The 17989-nt window shown below is 41.3% G+C and carries 10 protein-coding genes, 2 tRNA genes, 3 rRNA genes and 2 pseudogenes; 15 read left to right on the plus strand and 2 right to left on the minus strand.

Annotation, left to right across the window (positions count from 1 at the left end):
* Positions 1-5: 5 nt before the first annotated feature.
* The 12 genes from hrcA to E3C75_RS02745 all read left to right on the plus strand — a co-directional run bounded on the left by hrcA (position 6) and on the right by E3C75_RS02745 (position 12582).
* Complete coding sequence (gene hrcA / locus E3C75_RS02690) at positions 6-1088, plus strand: heat-inducible transcriptional repressor HrcA (protein WP_024704303.1); 1083 nt, start codon at positions 6-8, stop codon at positions 1086-1088.
* A complete protein-coding gene (grpE, locus tag E3C75_RS02695) occupies positions 1081-1611 on the plus strand; it encodes a nucleotide exchange factor GrpE (RefSeq protein ID WP_308443138.1) in 531 nt (176 codons plus the stop codon). Before hrcA ends, grpE begins: the two co-directional genes overlap by 8 nt.
* A gap of 134 nt (positions 1612-1745) precedes the next feature.
* Positions 1746-3569, plus strand: a complete 1824-nt coding sequence (gene dnaK, locus E3C75_RS02700) for a molecular chaperone DnaK (protein WP_111679120.1) — start codon at positions 1746-1748, stop codon at positions 3567-3569.
* A 427-nt stretch (positions 3570-3996) separates the two neighbouring features.
* Complete coding sequence (gene dnaJ / locus E3C75_RS02705; RefSeq protein WP_111679122.1) at positions 3997-5130, plus strand: molecular chaperone DnaJ; 1134 nt, start codon at positions 3997-3999, stop codon at positions 5128-5130.
* A gap of 105 nt (positions 5131-5235) precedes the next feature.
* Positions 5236-5982 (plus strand): tRNA pseudouridine(38-40) synthase TruA, encoded by a 747-nt coding sequence (gene truA / locus E3C75_RS02710; RefSeq protein ID WP_100284999.1) that lies wholly within the window; start codon positions 5236-5238, stop codon positions 5980-5982.
* Positions 5975-6736, plus strand: coding sequence for a bifunctional hydroxymethylpyrimidine kinase/phosphomethylpyrimidine kinase (locus E3C75_RS02715; RefSeq protein ID WP_111679124.1), 762 nt, complete (start codon positions 5975-5977; stop codon positions 6734-6736). The genes truA and E3C75_RS02715 overlap by 8 nt, the downstream gene beginning before the upstream one ends.
* Complete coding sequence (locus E3C75_RS02720; protein ID WP_014621078.1) at positions 6726-7196, plus strand: ECF transporter S component; 471 nt, start codon at positions 6726-6728, stop codon at positions 7194-7196. The genes E3C75_RS02715 and E3C75_RS02720 overlap by 11 nt, the downstream gene beginning before the upstream one ends.
* Before the next feature lie 386 nt (positions 7197-7582).
* Positions 7583-9130 (plus strand): 16S ribosomal RNA (locus E3C75_RS02725).
* Positions 9131-9184: 54 nt separating this feature from the next.
* Positions 9185-9257 (plus strand) — tRNA-Ala (locus E3C75_RS02730).
* 147 nt (positions 9258-9404) lie between these two features.
* Positions 9405-12304: ribosomal RNA gene (locus E3C75_RS02735) — 23S ribosomal RNA — on the plus strand.
* 83 nt (positions 12305-12387) lie between these two features.
* A 5S ribosomal RNA gene (rrf, locus tag E3C75_RS02740) occupies positions 12388-12503 on the plus strand.
* The 16S, 23S and 5S rRNA genes sit together here with 2 tRNA genes alongside, the layout of an rRNA operon.
* Before the next feature lie 5 nt (positions 12504-12508).
* Positions 12509-12582: transfer RNA gene (locus tag E3C75_RS02745), tRNA-Asn, on the plus strand.
* Between the two features lie 76 nt (positions 12583-12658).
* Here the strand turns inward: E3C75_RS02745 and E3C75_RS02750 are convergent.
* Positions 12659-13904, minus strand: a pseudogene (locus E3C75_RS02750) (ISL3 family transposase).
* 630 nt (positions 13905-14534) lie between these two features.
* Here E3C75_RS02750 and E3C75_RS11445 point away from each other — a divergent pair.
* Positions 14535-14751: pseudogene (locus E3C75_RS11445) on the plus strand (transposase); the annotation flags it as partial.
* A 334-nt stretch (positions 14752-15085) separates the two neighbouring features.
* Complete coding sequence (locus E3C75_RS02760; RefSeq protein ID WP_002949220.1) at positions 15086-15583, plus strand: sigma-70 RNA polymerase sigma factor region 4 domain-containing protein; 498 nt, start codon at positions 15086-15088, stop codon at positions 15581-15583.
* Positions 15584-15682: 99 nt separating this feature from the next.
* Here the strand turns inward: E3C75_RS02760 and E3C75_RS02765 are convergent, their stop codons facing one another.
* Positions 15683-16525 carry a mechanosensitive ion channel family protein gene (locus E3C75_RS02765; protein ID WP_041828985.1) on the minus strand — a complete coding sequence of 281 codons (843 nt, stop codon included), beginning with the start codon at positions 16523-16525 and terminating at the stop codon, positions 15683-15685.
* A gap of 141 nt (positions 16526-16666) precedes the next feature.
* Here E3C75_RS02765 and tig point away from each other — a divergent pair, with 141 nt between their 5' ends.
* Positions 16667-17950 carry a trigger factor gene (gene tig / locus E3C75_RS02770; protein ID WP_011680653.1) on the plus strand — a complete coding sequence of 428 codons (1284 nt, stop codon included), beginning with the start codon at positions 16667-16669 and terminating at the stop codon, positions 17948-17950.
* Positions 17951-17989: the final 39 nt, after the last annotated feature.

A 17989-nucleotide genomic window follows, 5' to 3' on the forward strand; every position in this document is an offset into this window, starting at 1 on the left:
ACATCGTGATTACGCAAAGGCAAAACGCTATTTTGAATTTGATAGTTGAGATGTTCACTCGTACACATGAACCAGTTTGTTCTAAAGCATTACAAGACTCAATTGATTCAAGTTCAGCGACCATTCGTAATGACATGGCTAAGTTAGAAAAGATGGGTTATCTTGAGAAAGCTCATATCTCTAGTGGACGCATGCCAAGCCGAGCAGGTTTCCAGTATTTTGTTGCTAATTCTTTGAATCTTGATACGATTGATGAACAAGATGTTTACCAAGTCGTCAAGGCCTTCGACTTTGAAGCTTTTAAACTTGAAGATATCTTGGATGCGGCGGCAAAGCTGCTGGCAGAAATGACAGGATACACAGCAGTGATTCAAGATGTGGAACCGACCAGACAGCGTCTGACAGGATTTGAAATTGTTCAGCTGTCTAATCATGATGCGTTGGCAGTTCTGACTCTAGATGAATCTAAGCCGGTGACAGTTCAGTTTGCCATTCCAAAGAATTTCTTGTCAAGCGATTTGGAAATTTTTCATAAGCTTGTTCAAGGACGGTTTTTAGGAAATACTGTCTTAGATATCCATTACCGATTGAGAACAGAGACTCCTCAGATTGTGCAAAAGTATTTTAAGATAACAGATAATGTTTTAGATTTGTTTGACTATATCTTTTCACACCTCTTTAAGGAACTGATTTTTATAGAAGGTAAGGTTGCATCACTGGCCTATGCTGATTTGAACACTTATCAATTTTTGGATAATCCACAACATGTGGCTCTTGCGCTTCGATCAGCTATCTCCGATGATGAAGTGACCAAAATTTCGGTCGCAGAATCAACTGAAGAAGCTCTTGAAAATGTCACGGTTATGAGTCATAAATTCTTGATCCCCTATCGTGGGATGGCACTCATGCATGTGATTGGACCCATTGAAATGGATTATCGTCGCATGGTTAGTTTAGTCAACGTTATCAGTCGAGTTCTGGTTATGAAACTAACGGATTATTACCGTTATCTCAATAGCAACCATTACGAAGTTTTCTTAAGCCGTAACGTTTTAAAAAATATAGAAAGAGGTGAATGCCTTGACTGAAGATATTAAAAAAGAAGAAGTAAAAGAAGAGGAAGCTACCGAGACAAGTGAAGAAGTTGTAGAAGAAACAAAGGAAACTTCTGAGCTTGAAGAAGCTCAAGCGCGTGCAGAGGAGTTTGAAAATAAATACCTTCGTGCCCATGCAGAGATGCAAAATATTCAACGCCGTGCTAAAGAAGAACATCAACAATTACAAAAGTATCGTAGCCAAGATTTAGCAAAAGCAATCTTGCCAGCACTTGATAACATTGAACGTGCTCTTGCTGTTGAAGGATTGACTGATGATGTTAAAAAAGGTTTGGAAATGATACAGGAAAGTTTGATAAATGCTCTTAAAGAGGAAGGAATCGAAGAAATCGCAGCAGACGGCGAGTTCAATCACAACTTCCATATGGCTATTCAAACCATTCCTGCAGATGATGAGCATCCGGCGGATACCATCGCACAAGTCTTCCAAAAAGGCTACAAACTCCATGACCGCATCCTACGCCCAGCCATGGTAGTAGTATACAAAGAGAACTAAAAAAACCTTGTCCGAAACGACAATAAACTATGAGAGAAAAGATAAGAGGCAAGCCGAAGGTTTGCAAAAAGAAATATCAGAAAAGAAGAAAAAGCTTAAAAAAAGATTAGAAAAAGCTTAAGGAGATAAAACATATGTCTAAAATTATTGGTATTGACTTAGGTACAACAAACTCAGCAGTTGCAGTTCTTGAAGGAACTGAACCAAAAATCATCGCTAACCCAGAAGGAAATCGTACAACTCCATCTGTAGTTTCATTCAAAAATGGTGAAATCATCATTGGTGATGCTGCAAAACGTCAAGCAGTCACAAACCCAGATACAGTAATCTCTATCAAATCTAAGATGGGTACTTCTGAAAAAGTTTCTGCTAACGGCAAAGAATACACTCCACAAGAAATCTCAGCAATGATCCTTCAGTACTTGAAAAGTTATGCTGAAGAATACCTCGGTGAAAAAGTAACCAAGGCTGTCATCACAGTTCCAGCTTACTTTAACGATGCTCAACGTCAAGCAACTAAAGATGCTGGTAAAATCGCTGGTCTTGAAGTAGAACGTATCGTCAACGAACCAACTGCAGCAGCGCTTGCTTATGGTTTGGACAAGACTGACAAAGAAGAAAAAATCTTGGTCTTTGACCTTGGTGGTGGTACATTCGACGTATCTATCCTTGAACTCGGTGATGGTGTCTTTGATGTATTGGCTACTGCAGGGGACAATAAACTTGGTGGTGATGACTTTGACCAAAAAATTATCGATTACATGGTTGAAGAATTCAAGAAAGAAAACGGCATCGACTTGTCAACAGACAAGATGGCTCTTCAACGTTTGAAAGACGCAGCAGAAAAAGCTAAGAAAGACCTTTCAGGTGTAACTTCAACACAAATCAGCTTGCCGTTCATCACGGCTGGTGAAGCTGGACCCCTTCACTTGGAAATGACTTTGACTCGTGCCAAATTTGATGATTTGACTCGTGACCTTGTAGAACGTACTAAAACTCCAGTTCGTCAAGCCCTTTCAGATGCAGGTTTAAGCTTGTCAGACATTGACGAAGTCATCCTTGTTGGTGGTTCAACTCGTATCCCAGCTGTTGTAGAAGCAGTTAAGGCTGAAACTGGTAAAGAACCAAACAAATCAGTAAACCCTGATGAAGTAGTTGCTATGGGTGCTGCTATCCAAGGTGGTGTGATCTCTGGTGATGTGAAAGACGTTGTCCTTCTTGACGTAACACCGTTGTCACTTGGGATCGAAACAATGGGTGGCGTCTTCACAAAACTCATCGAACGTAACACAACAATTCCAACATCTAAATCACAAGTCTTCTCAACTGCAGCAGATAATCAACCAGCCGTTGATATCCACGTTCTTCAAGGTGAACGCCCGATGGCAGCAGATAACAAGACTCTTGGACGTTTCCAATTGACTGATATCCCAGCTGCACCTCGTGGTGTCCCACAAATCGAAGTAACATTTGACATTGATAAGAACGGTATCGTATCTGTTAAAGCGAAAGATCTTGGAACTCAAAAAGAACAAACAATTGTCATCCAATCTAATTCAGGTTTGACTGATGAAGAAATTGAAAGAATGATGAAAGATGCTGAAGCAAATGCTGAAGCAGATGCAAAACGTAAAGCAGAAGTAGAACTTCGTAACGAAGTCGACCAAGCTATCTTTGCCACTGAAAAAACAATTAAAGAAACAGAAGGTAAAGGCTTTGATACAGAACGTGATGCTGCCAAATCAGCACTTGATGAGCTTAAGAAAGCTCAAGAATCAGGTGATCTTGATGACATGAAGGCTAAATTGGAAGCTCTTAACGAAAAAGCCCAAGCCTTGGCAGTTAAACTCTACGAACAAGCAGCAGCGGCACAACAAGCTCAAGCAGGAGCAGAAGGCGCACAAGCAGCAGATAACTCAGGCGACGATGTCGTAGACGGAGAGTTTACTGAAAAGTAAGATGTAAAGACTGTTAAAATCTCACAGTGAAAATAGGAAATCAGGCGAAGAAGCTTTAGTTTCTAGAAAGAATTGCACCTAAAGGTAGCCTTATATGTAGTTCGCTAAAGCGAAGACTGCTACGTCTCTTTTTCACACAGAAGTTAAGGTGTGCTCAATTCAACCTTACGAGTTCAAAAACAAAGCATAAGAAGAAATCCAGAGGTTGCAAACCAGCCTCTGTTTTTCGCTAAAATAAGTGAAGTGAATATAATGTATATTTTACTTCGTTTCGTAACAAATAAAATAGAAAGGATCAAAGAGTGTTCGTCGTTGAACACGGGCTAAGGAATAAGCCAAAAAGATAGATGGTTTTGAGGGACCAGTAGTCCATCTTCGAAACTATTACTTTGGCTTTCTCCATTAGATGCCCTTTGTATCTTAAATTATGAACAATACCGAATATTACGATCGTCTTGGGTTATCTAAGGATGCCTCTCAAGACGAAATTAAACGTGCCTATCGTAAGCTGTCTAAAAAATACCACCCAGATATCAATAAAGAACCGGGTGCGGAAGAAAAATATAAAGAGATTCTAGAGGCCTATGAAACTCTAAGTGATGCCCAAAAACGTGCAGCCTATGACCAATACGGACCAGACGGTGCGAACGGCTTTGGTGGCCAAGGTAGCTTTGGTGGCTTTGATGGTGGTGCAGGCTTCGGAGGTTTTGAGGATATCTTCTCGAGCTTCTTTGGTGGCGGTGCTACTCGCAATCCAAATGCTCCTCGTCAAGGAGACGACCTTCAGTATCGTGTCAACCTAAGTTTCGAAGAGGCTGTTTTTGGTGCTGAAAAAGAAATTCACTACAATCGTGAAGTGACGTGTAAGACATGTTCAGGATCTGGTGCTAAACCTGGGACAAGTCCTGTAACCTGTGGTCGCTGTCATGGTCATGGGGTTATCAATGTTGATACACAAACACCACTTGGTATGATGCGTCGTCAAGTAACCTGTGACGTCTGTCACGGAACAGGTCAAGAAATCAAGGATCCTTGTCCAACTTGTCGTGGAACAGGTCGTGAAAAACAAAGCCATACAGTATCTGTTAAGATTCCAGCGGGTGTTGAAACAGGTCAACAAATCCGTCTTGCAGGCCAAGGTGAAGCTGGTTTCAACGGTGGTCCTTATGGAGACCTCTTTGTAGTCATCAATGTTAATCCAAGCGATAAATTTACTCGTGATGGATCGACAATTTACTATACACTTAACATTTCTTTTGTCCAAGCAGCTCTTGGTGATACTGTTGAAGTACCTACCGTTCACGGTAATGTTGAGATGGTTATTCCAGCGGGTACTCAAACAGGTAAAACTTTCCGTCTAAAAGGAAAGGGAGCACCACGTCTTCGTGGAGGTTCACAAGGGGATCAACTCGTTACTGTCAAGATTGTAACTCCTACGAAGCTGAATGATGCTCAAAAAGAAGCTCTCCTTGCATTCGCAAAAGCAAGTGGTGATGAAAAGGTTGCACCACAGAAAAAAGGATTTTTTGACAAAGTAAAAGATGTTTTGGAGGATTTATAAAGAAAGGACGCTAAAAGCGTCTTTTTCTTTATTTTGGAAGCTGTATGGGGTCAGTTGGTGATTGACATACTTTTTATCCTTAAAGAAATCTGATATGATAATTTTATGGTTAGATATAAAGCGACAATTTCTTATGATGGAACACTTTTTTCAGGTTTTCAAAGACAACCAAATGCTCGTTCTATTCAAGAAGAGATTGAAAAGACTCTTTTGCGGCTAAATAGTGGTACTCCTGTAACTGTACACGGGGCAGGCCGAACAGATGCTGGTGTTCATGCTTATGGACAAGTTATCCACTTTGATTTACCTCGGGAGAGGGATCCAGAGAAGCTGCGTTTTGGTTTAGATACACAGTGTCCAGATGATATTGACATTGTTAGTATCGAGCTTGTATCGGAGGAATTCCATGCACGTTATAGTAAACATATTAAAACCTATGAATTCCTAGTAGATGCAGGGCGACCTAAGAACCCCATGATGCGTAATTATGCTGTCCACTATCCCTACCATCTAAGTCTAGCTCTTATGCAAGAGGCTGCTATGGAATTGGTTGGCACACATGATTTTACAGGCTTCACAGCTTCAGGGACCTCTGTAGAAAATAAAGTGCGTACAATTACCCAGGCAAGTGTATCTATCGATGAGAAAACTGGGTTTTATGTCTTTACTTTTTCTGGGAATGGCTTTCTTTATAAGCAAGTTAGAAATATGGTTGGAACATTATTGAAAATTGGAAATGGACGCATGCCAGTTTCGCAAGTGAAGACCGTGTTGGAAAGTCGTGACCGCAATCTTGCGGGACCAACCGCAGCAGGTAATGGTTTATATTTGAAGGAGATACGATATGAGTGATGAATTGGTATTAGCGATTTCAGGGAATGATATTTTTAGTGGTGGCGGGCTTCATGCGGATTTAGCGACATTTACAACTAATAAACAAAATGGCTTTGTAGCTATTACCTGTCTAACAGCTATGACTGAGAATGGTTTTGAAGTTATTCCAATCGATAGTAAGGCATTTAAACAACAACTTGACTCACTAAAAGATGTTCCTTTCTCAGCAATAAAAATTGGTTTATTACCTAATGTTGAAATTGCGGAATTAACCTTAGACTTTGTTAAAAAATGTCCAGAAATTCCAATTGTATTGGATCCTGTTCTAGTTTGCAAGGAGACACATGACGTTGAGGTTTCACAGCTACGTGATGAATTGGTTAAATTCTTCCCTTATGTTACAGTCATTACTCCAAATCTCCCAGAAGTAGAACTTCTTATTGACAAAAGAATACATACTATTGATGATATGAAGCTTGCAGCTAGTTGCTTAAAAGAATTGGGTGCTAAGAATGTCGTTGTAAAAGGTGGCAACCGTCTAGATGGTAATAAAGCATTAGATGTTCTATACAATGGAAAAGAATACAAAATATTTGAGAAACCTGTTCTAGATAAAAATAATACAGGGGCAGGATGTACATTTGCTTCCAGCATAGCCAGTGAATTAGTCAAAGGATTTTCAGAAACGGAAGCTGTAGCCAATGCTAAGGTCTTTGTTTTTGAATCAATTAAACAGTCGAATGAATATGGAGTCGTTCAATATGCAAAATAAGAAAATAAAAAAACTAACGTTATTAGCCATTCTAACGGCTTTATCAGTAACCTTTGGGTTTGTAGCGAAAATTCCAACTCCAACAGGACTATTGACTTTGGTAGATGCAGGGATTTACTTCACAGCCTTCTACCTTGGTAAGAAAGAGGGAGCTCTTGTAGGAGGTTTATCTGCTTTTTTGATTGATCTCTTATCATCTGCTCCTCAATGGATGTTCATAAGTCTATTTATTCATGGTGTACAAGGCTATTTTGCAGGGCTAAAAGGTGGCTACCGTCCCCTAGGTCTACTACTAGCCACTGTTGTAATGGTTGGTGGCTATGCCCTTTCTTCGGTATTTATGTACGGAACAGGAGCTTCAATCGCAGAGTTGGTTCCTAATTTTTGTCAGAATGGTTTAGGCATTGTAATTGGTTGGCTATTATATCAAGCGTTCAAAAGAGTTCAATCAAATAAATGACAACAGATTTGTGATAAGCCTCTTGACAGCTATCCAAAAGGGTGCTAAGATATAAAAGTTGTCTTAAGTGATTTGTCTCTAACTCGTAAAGGTTCTAAAACTTTTAAAAAAGCTATTGACAAGTTTAAGAAGGGATGATAATATAAAAAAGCTGTTTCGCGAGAGACGGCCAGCACGAAGAAGAGAAAAAAACTTCAAAAAAAAGTGTTGACAAGCTATTCTATCTTTGCTAGAATATAGAAGTTGTCTCAAGAGAGGCAAAGACCTTTGAGAACTGAATAAGAAACCAAGTGCAGGGTTATGATAGAAGAATTATAACCTGTCAATTTACAAGAATAAATCGTCAGACGACGGTAATGAGTTAACGCTCGAACAATTATTAAAGTATTAATGAGAGTTTGATCCTGGCTCAGGACGAACGCTGGCGGCGTGCCTAATACATGCAAGTAGAACGCTGAAGAGAGGAGCTTGCTCTTCTTGGATGAGTTGCGAACGGGTGAGTAACGCGTAGGTAACCTGCCTTGTAGCGGGGGATAACTATTGGAAACGATAGCTAATACCGCATAACAATGGATGACACATGTCATTTATTTGAAAGGGGCAATTGCTCCACTACAAGATGGACCTGCGTTGTATTAGCTAGTAGGTGAGGTAATGGCTCACCTAGGCGACGATACATAGCCGACCTGAGAGGGTGATCGGCCACACTGGGACTGAGACACGGCCCAGACTCCTACGGGAGGCAGCAGTAGGGAATCTTCGGCAATGGGGGCAACCCTGACCGAGCAACGCCGCGTGAGTGAAGAAGGTTTTCGGATCGTAAAGCTCTGTTGTAAGTCAAGAACGGGTGTGAGAGTGGAAAGTTCACACTGTGACGGTAGCTTACCAGAAAGGGACGGCTAACTACGTGCCAGCAGCCGCGGTAATACGTAGGTCCCGAGCGTTGTCCGGATTTATTGGGCGTAAAGCGAGCGCAGGCGGTTTGATAAGTCTGAAGTTAAAGGCTGTGGCTCAACCATAGTTCGCTTTGGAAACTGTCAAACTTGAGTGCAGAAGGGGAGAGTGGAATTCCATGTGTAGCGGTGAAATGCGTAGATATATGGAGGAACACCGGTGGCGAAAGCGGCTCTCTGGTCTGTAACTGACGCTGAGGCTCGAAAGCGTGGGGAGCGAACAGGATTAGATACCCTGGTAGTCCACGCCGTAAACGATGAGTGCTAGGTGTTGGATCCTTTCCGGGATTCAGTGCCGCAGCTAACGCATTAAGCACTCCGCCTGGGGAGTACGACCGCAAGGTTGAAACTCAAAGGAATTGACGGGGGCCCGCACAAGCGGTGGAGCATGTGGTTTAATTCGAAGCAACGCGAAGAACCTTACCAGGTCTTGACATCCCGATGCTATTTCTAGAGATAGAAAGTTACTTCGGTACATCGGTGACAGGTGGTGCATGGTTGTCGTCAGCTCGTGTCGTGAGATGTTGGGTTAAGTCCCGCAACGAGCGCAACCCCTATTGTTAGTTGCCATCATTCAGTTGGGCACTCTAGCGAGACTGCCGGTAATAAACCGGAGGAAGGTGGGGATGACGTCAAATCATCATGCCCCTTATGACCTGGGCTACACACGTGCTACAATGGTTGGTACAACGAGTTGCGAGTCGGTGACGGCGAGCTAATCTCTTAAAGCCAATCTCAGTTCGGATTGTAGGCTGCAACTCGCCTACATGAAGTCGGAATCGCTAGTAATCGCGGATCAGCACGCCGCGGTGAATACGTTCCCGGGCCTTGTACACACCGCCCGTCACACCACGAGAGTTTGTAACACCCGAAGTCGGTGAGGTAACCTTTTGGAGCCAGCCGCCTAAGGTGGGACAGATGATTGGGGTGAAGTCGTAACAAGGTAGCCGTATCGGAAGGTGCGGCTGGATCACCTCCTTTCTAAGGAAAAACGGAATGTACTTGAGTTTCTTATTTAGTTTTGAGAGGTCTTGTGGGGCCTTAGCTCAGCTGGGAGAGCGCCTGCTTTGCACGCAGGAGGTCAGCGGTTCGATCCCGCTAGGCTCCATTGAATCGAAAGATTCAAGTATTGTCCATTGAAAATTGAATATCTATATCAAATTCCATATGTAAGTAATTACATATAGATAGTAACAAGAAAATAAACCGAAACGCTGTGAATATTTAATGAGTTAGGTCGAAAGGCCAAAAATAAGGTTAAGTTAATAAGGGCGCACGGTGGATGCCTTGGCACTAGAAGCCGATGAAGGACGTGACTAACGACGAAATGCTTTGGGGAGCTGTAAGTGAGCAATGATCCAGAGATGTCCGAATGGGGGAACCCGGCAGGTAATGCCTGTCACTCATTACTGTTAAGGTAATGTAGAGGAAGACGCAGTGAACTGAAACATCTAAGTAGCTGTAGGAAGAGAAAGCAAAAGCGATTGCCTTAGTAGCGGCGAGCGAAACGGCAAGAGGGCAAACCGAAGAGTTTACTCTTCGGGGTTGTAGGACTGCAACGTGGACTTAAAGATTATAGAAGAACTACCTGGGAAGGTAGGCCAAAGAGAGTAATAGCCTCGTATTCGAAATAGTCTTTATACCTAGCAGTATCCTGAGTACGGCGAGACACGAGAAATCTCGTCGGAATCTGGGAGGACCATCTCCCAACCCTAAATACTCTTTAGTGACCGATAGTGAACCAGTACCGTGAGGGAAAGGTGAAAAGCACCCCGGGAGGGGAGTGAAATAGAACCTGAAACCGTGTGCCTACAACAAGTTCGAGCCCGTTAATGGGTGAGAGCGTGCCTTTTGTAGAATGAACCGGCGAGTTACGATATGATGCGAGGTTAAGTTGAAGAGACGGAGCCGTAGGGAAACCGAGTCTTAATAGGGCGCATTAGTATCATGTCGTAGACCCGAAACCATGTGACCTACCCATGAGCAGGTTGAAGGTGAGGTAAAACTCACTGGAGGACCGAACCAGGGCACGTTGAAAAGTGCTTGGATGACTTGTGGGTAGCGGAGAAATTCCAAACGAACTTGGAGATAGCTGGTTCTCTCCGAAATAGCTTTAGGGCTAGCGTCGATGTTAAGTCTCTTGGAGGTAGAGCACTGTTTGGGTGAGGGGTCCATCCCGGATTACCAATCTCAGATAAACTCCGAATGCCAATGAGATATAATCGGCAGTCAGACTGCGAGTGCTAAGATCCGTAGTCGAAAGGGAAACAGCCCAGACCACCAGCTAAGGTCCCAAAATATATGTTAAGTGGAAAAGGATGTGGGGTTGCACAGACAACTAGGATGTTAGCTTAGAAGCAGCTATTCATTCAAAGAGTGCGTAATAGCTCACTAGTCGAGTGACCCTGCGCCGAAAATGTACCGGGGCTAAAACATATTACCGAAGCTGTGGATACCTTTATAGGTATGGTAGGAGAGCGTTCTATGTGCGAAGAAGGTGTACCGTGAGGAGTGCTGGAGCGCATAGAAGTGAGAATGCCGGTATGAGTAGCGAAAGACAGGTGAGAATCCTGTCCACCGTAAGACTAAGGTTTCCAGGGGAAGGCTCGTCCGCCCTGGGTTAGTCGGGACCTAAGGAGAGACCGAAAGGTGTATCCGATGGACAACAGGTTGATATTCCTGTACTAGAGTATATAGTGATGGAAGGACGCAGTAGGCTAACTAAACCAGACGATTGGAAGTGTCTGGCCAAGCAGTGAGGTGTGATATGAGTCAAATGCTTATATCTTTAACATTGAGCTGTGATGGGGAGCGAAGTTTAGTAGCGAAGTTAGTGATGTCACACTGCCGAGAAAAGCTTCTAGCGTTAATTATACTCTACCCGTACCGCAAACCGACACAGGTAGTCGAGGCGAGTAGCCTCAGGTGAGCGAGAGAACTCTCGTTAAGGAACTCGGCAAAATGGCCCCGTAACTTCGGGAGAAGGGGCGCTGACTGATGGTCAGCCGCAGTGAATAGGCCCAAGCAACTGTTTATCAAAAACACAGCTCTCTGCTAAATCGTAAGATGATGTATAGGGGGTGACGCCTGCCCGGTGCTGGAAGGTTAAGAGGAGTGCTTAGCGTAAGCGAAGGCATGAATTGAAGCCCCAGTAAACGGCGGCCGTAACTATAACGGTCCTAAGGTAGCGAAATTCCTTGTCGGGTAAGTTCCGACCCGCACGAAAGGCGTAATGATTTGGGCACTGTCTCAACGAGAGACTCGGTGAAATTTTAGTACCTGTGAAGATGCAGGTTACCCGCGACAGGACGGAAAGACCCCATGGAGCTTTACTGCAGTTTGATATTGAGTATCTGTACCACATGTACAGGATAGGTAGGAGCCTATGACCTCGGGACGCCAGTTTCGAGTGAGGCGTTGTTGGGATACTACCCTTGTGTTATGGCTACTCTAACCCAGATAGGTTATCCCTATCGGAGACAGTGTCTGACGGGCAGTTTGACTGGGGCGGTCGCCTCCTAAAAGGTAACGGAGGCGCCCAAAGGTTCCCTCAGAATGGTTGGAAATCATTCGCAGAGTGTAAAGGTATAAGGGAGCTTGACTGCGAGAGCTACAACTCGAGCAGGGACGAAAGTCGGGCTTAGTGATCCGGTGGTTCCGTATGGAAGGGCCATCGCTCAACGGATAAAAGCTACCCTGGGGATAACAGGCTTATCTCCCCCAAGAGTTCACATCGACGGGGAGGTTTGGCACCTCGATGTCGGCTCGTCGCATCCTGGGGCTGTAGTCGGTCCCAAGGGTTGGGCTGTTCGCCCATTAAAGCGGCACGCGAGCTGGGTTCAGAACGTCGTGAGACAGTTCGGTCCCTATCCGTCGCGGGCGTAGGAAATTTGAGAGGATCTGCTCCTAGTACGAGAGGACCAGAGTGGACTTACCGCTGGTGTACCAGTTGTTCTGCCAAGAGCATCGCTGGGTAGCTATGTAGGGAAGGGATAAACGCTGAAAGCATCTAAGTGTGAAGCCCACCTCAAGATGAGATTTCCCATGATTTTATATCAGTAAGAGCCCTGAGAGATGATCAGGTTGATAGGTTAGAAGTGGAAGTGTGGTGACACATGTAGCGGACTAATACTAATAGCTCGAGGACTTATCCAACGAAAGTAACTGAGATATATTGACAACGATTTGGTTTCTTGATACAGTATAGATATTCAATTTTGAGTTGAGAATACTCAGAGTTAAGTGACGATAGCCTAGGAGATACACCTGTTCCCATGCCGAACACAGAAGTTAAGCCCTAGTACGCCTGATGTAGTTGGGGGTTGCCCCCTGTTAGATACGGTAGTCGCTTAGCCTTTATCCGCCATAGCTCAGTTGGTAGTAGCGCATGACTGTTAATCATGATGTCGTAGGTTCGAGTCCTACTGGCGGAGTATAATTTTTTAAGCTAGACATTGTCTAGCTTTTTTGGCTCTTTGTCAACTGTAGTGGGTGATGAAAAGCTAACATCTAGAGAGGACCGGATAGGTCCTTTTTTTATGTATGTTCAGAGTAATGAAGACACGCTTCTTAAAGTTGATAAAGTTTCTAAACCGAAGCCCAAGCGTTTGATGTCTTTGATCAACTTATTAGTCGCTTCAAGTTTTGCGTTTGAATAGTCCGTTTCTAGTGCGTTTTTGATGTATTGCTTGTGTCTAAGAAAAGTCCTAAAGACAGTTTGAAAATAATGATTGACCTTGCTCCTATTTTCCTCTATTAGTTCAAAGAACTCATCTCTCTTCTCCTGAAAGTGAAAAAGCAAAAGCTGATAAAGTGTATAGTAGTCAGTAAGCTCTTTTGAAAAGACTAGTGTCTTCACAACAACTTCATGTGGTGCTAAAGTTTGGCGGAAAGTCTTTGAATAAAAAGAGTTGAGAGATAGTTTACGGCTGTCCTTTTGGAAGAGTCGCCAGTGATTTTTCAAGGCTCGATAGGGTAGTGACTTCTTATCGAACTGGTTCATAATTGCAATTCTTGTCTTTAAAAAGGCACGTCCAAGGTGCTGGATGATGTGGAAACGATCAAGAACGATTTTTGCGTTTGGAAAGAGCTTGCGAGCCAGTGGAATATAAGCTCCAGACATATCCATCGTGATAAACTGTACCTGTTGTCGGACTTTCAATGGATACTTCAAAAAGTAGTTTCGTATAGTAGTTTGGCGGCGATTATCAAGGATGGTTATGAGTTCGTTTGTCTCATAATTCTGCGCTACAAAAGCCAATTCCCCTTTCTTGAACCCAAACTCATCCCAGGACATAACAGCAGGGAGTTTGTCATAATGTTCCTTGAAAGTAAACTGATCAAGCTTACGATAGACAGTGGACGTCGACACGCGAAGTCTTCTTGCAATATCAGTTAGTGACACTTTCTCAGTTAGGAGTTGTGTAACTTTTTGTCGGACTAGATTGGAGATTTGGCAGTTTTTCTCAACGATAGATGTCTCAGCCACCCTTACTCTCCTACAACTTTTACACTGGAAACGACGTTTTTTCAGACGTAGTAGAGTTGGCGTTCCCGCTTGCTCGAGAAGAGGGATTTTAGAAGGCTTTTGAAAGTCGTACTTGATCATCTTTCCATGGCAATGAGGACATGATGGTGCAGGGTAATCAAGTTTTGCTTGAATCTCGATATGAGTGTCAGTTTCAAAAACAAGTGAAATCTTGATATTTTGGTCTTTAATTCCGATTAATTCTGTGGTATTCTTAATAAGTCTCATAAGTTCTTCCTAATGATGGTTTGGTTGCTTTTCATTATAGTTCTTATGGGACTTTTTGTGTACACTCAAAAAGCTCTATAATCTCTACAGTAGTTTTACCCACTACAGAAATTATAGAGCCGCTTTTTTGTGTTATTTGTTAACTGTAGTTGATGACGAAAAGCTAATATCTAGATGTGTCTTTTCTATGTTACTTGAAAGTAAACTGATCAAGTTTAAGATGGACAAATGATACCCTTTTCAGTAAGGCGTTGTGTAACTTTTTTTCGAGAGTGTTGGTGTTCTAGTTTTGTTTAAACCTCGATTAAGGTATCTTTTTCAAATACAAGAGAAATAATGATGTTAGTGTCTGCAATTCTGTGGTATTCTTAATAAGTCTCATAAGTTCTTCCTAATAATGGTTAAGTTGCTTTTCATTATAGTTCTTACGAGAAGTTTTTGGGTACATTAAAAAAGCTCTATAATCTCTACAGTGGTTTTACCATCTATAGAAATTATAGAGCCTCGAATTCCTCTAGCTGTGCTAGTGGTTCTGAAAAGCTTTTAGCGATATATTAAAAATATCTCTCTAAAGTGTTATATTAGATAAGTTTTCGTGATCACTAACTGATATACTAAAGAAAATCCTTTATGAGACAGGATAATAATAGTTTAGTACATACTATAAGGAGTTATCAGTATCATATTGTGTTTGCACTAAAATATCGACGGCAGCTCATTTATGGAAAATACAAAACAATTATAGGTCAAATCTTACGATTATGTTGAAATACATGAAGCAGAGGCTTGCCCAGATCATATTCAGATGTTGGTGAGTAAATTATATAAACTAATTGTTTCTTCATTTCGGAAAAGCTAATTTAAAGTATAAATATGAGTATTGTAAATTTAGTTTTTAGGTTTTTGTTGATATTGAGAGTAGTTAGTCGGGTTAACGAGAAAAGGTGAGATGAAGGGAAACGATTCGTTAGATTTTTAGGCGTCTACCGTTAGCGGTGCCTTTTAGCTGAAGAACGAACCACCTGTTCTCGTGGGTGGTTTTGACTCTATCTCGCTTATTTAATTGTTTTAGTCAAGTTATTTATAGTGACATATATGTCTCTATTTTATTTTTCTACATTCTTTTATAATAGGTCTGTAATTATCTAATTACAAAATTTATATTTATTATTGGAGGTTCAATGGAACAAGAAGTTTTTGTTAAGGCATATGAAAAGGTAAGGCCAATTGTACTTAAGGCTTTTAGGCAATACTTTATTCAGCTTTGGGATCAAGCTGACATGGAGCAAGAGGCGATGATGACTTTGTATCAGCTTTTAAAAAAGTTTCCTGATTTAGAGAAAGATGATGATAAGTTACGTCGTTACTTTAAAACTAAGTTTAGGAATCGACTTAATGATGAAGTGAGGCGGCAGGAGTCAGTAAAACGTCAAGCTAATAGACAGTGCTATGTTGAAATTTCAGATATTGCCTTTTGTATTCCCAATAAGGAGCTAGATATGGTTGATAGACTTGCTTATGATGAACAGCTTAATGCTTTTCGTGAGCAGTTATCATCGGAAGATTCTCTTAAGTTGGATCGATTGTTGGGTGGTGAATGCTTTAGGGGAAGGAAAAAGATGATACGAGAGTTAAGATTTTGGATGGTTGACTTTGATCCATGTAATGAAGAAGACTGAGTTGAAATTATTCTCTAGTTTGTTTTATTCAATAGTTATGGACATTATTCGTATCAGTTAATTTGTTTATTAGTGACTCTCATTATAAGATGAGTTTGTTTATTTTACCTCTATTATGTTTCCAGTAATTCTTGGAAGGTCAACCTTTTCTTTAATTAGAGCTTCATGGTAAAGTTTTAAGAATTCTGCATAGATATGGACTTGTTGTCCATTTTTTGTAAAAATGTCAACACGAAAAACAAGTTGTCCGGAAGGTTTTGAAGTTAATCCGATGATATTTGGACTCCCAATAATTTCAGGATAATTTTCAATGTTGTCTTTATTAACTTGTTGGATAATGCTTGTTACTTTATTGATATCGGTAGAAGTATAGACTGGGATGTCAATTTGAGCTCTCATATCTCCACGAGATTTATTGGAAACGATTGTGATATTACGATTAGGTATAAAATGAAGTGTTCCATCAAAGTCTCGAATCTGAGTAGTGCGGATACCCATAGTAGAAACAAGACCTGTAATGGCTCCTACCTCAACAGAATCACCAACTTCAAATTGATCTTCTAATAAGATGAAAAAACCATTAACGACGTCAGATAGGAATCCTTGAGCTCCTAGACCAAGAGCAACACCGGCAAGTCCGGCTCCTGCTAGAAGGCTAGATACGGGAACACCCAAAATACTTAGAAGCCAGTATACAAGGAAAAAGTAAAGGATATAGTTCATGCAATTGTGCAGTAGGTGTTCAATAGTTTTTTTACGGGCGGATGTTTGAATGGTCCATGATAGTGAACGTCCGACAGTATGTTTAAACAGAAAGTTGATAATCTTTTTACTAAGCAGAAAGATGATGAGGAGAATGAGAAGTTTAATTCCTTTCGAAATAAGTAGCATTAGGCTTTCTTCGAAATTAAATTGCTGTATATATTTTTGTAAAATATTCATATCTCTAGTTTATCAAAATTTGTAAAAAGAAACAGTCTATAACGTTTTTCTTGTTATTAAATTGGAGAAAAAAACTTTCAAAAGGCTTTGAAATATGGTAAACTAAACTGTATCTATAAAAAATTTAAGGAGAATGACTACATGTCTGTATCATTTGAAAACACAGCCACAAACCGTGGTGTGGTGACATTTACTATCGGTCAGGATAAAATTCAACCAGCTTTGGATCAAGCGTTTAACAAGGTTAAAAAGAATTTGAACGTACCAGGTTTCCGTAAAGGACACATTCCTCGTGCCGTATTTAACCAAAAATTTGGTGAAGAAGCTCTTTACGATGATGCTTTGAATGCAATACTTCCAGCAGCTTATGAAGCAGCGATTGCTGAACTTGGTCTTGATGTTGTTGCACAACCAAAAATTGATGTAAAATCAATTGGAAAAGGTCAAGATTGGACACTTACTGCAGAAGTTGTTACAAAACCAGAAGTAAAACTTGGAGCATATAAAGATCTTGAAGTTTCAGTAGAAGTTTCAAAAGAAGTTACTGACGAAGAAGTTGATGCTAAGCTTGAAAACGAACGTAAAAACTTGGCTGAATTGATTGTTAAAGACGGTGCAGCTGAATATGGAGATACTGTGGTTATTGACTTCGTTGGTTCGGTAGACGGTGTTGAATTTGACGGTGGTAAAGGTGAAAACCACTCTCTTGAACTTGGTTCAGGTCAATTTATCCCAGGTTTCGAAGACCAATTGGTTGGAGCAAAATCTGGTGATGAAGTAGAAGTTAAAGTAACTTTCCCAGAAGACTATCAAGCTACTGATCTTGCAGGTAAAGCTGCTGTATTTGTTACTAAAGTTAACGAAGTTAAAGCTAAAGAAGTTCCTGCTCTTGATGATGAGTTGGCTAAAGACCTTGATGACGAAGTTGACACTCTTGATGAGTTGAAAGCTAAATATCGTAAAGAACTTGAAGCAGCTAAAGAAATTGCATTTGATGATGCTGTTGAAGGTGCTGCACTTGATTTGGCTGTTGAAAACGCTGAAATCGTTGAATTGCCAGCAGAAATGGTTGAAAATGAAGTTCACCGTGCTATGAACGAATTCATGGGTAACTTGCAACGTCAAGGTATTTCTCCTGAAATGTACTTCCAAATTACTGGTACAACCCAAGAGGATCTTCGTAAACAATATGAAGCTGATTCTGATAAACGTGTGAAAACTAACCTTGTTATCGAAGCTGTTGCTGCTGCGGAAGGATTTGACGCTACAGACGAAGAAATCCAAAAAGAAATCAATGACCTTGCAGCTGAGTACAATATGGAAGTATCACAAGTTTCTGAACTTCTTTCACCTGAAATGCTTAAACATGATATTGCTATGAAGAAAGCTGTTGAAGTTATTACAAGTTCAGCAAAAGTTAAATAATATACCTAAAATCAAGTTTCTGTTGAGACTTGATTTTTT

This window comes from Streptococcus thermophilus (genome assembly GCF_010120595.1).
Taxonomy (GTDB): Bacteria; Bacillota; Bacilli; order Lactobacillales; family Streptococcaceae; genus Streptococcus; species Streptococcus thermophilus.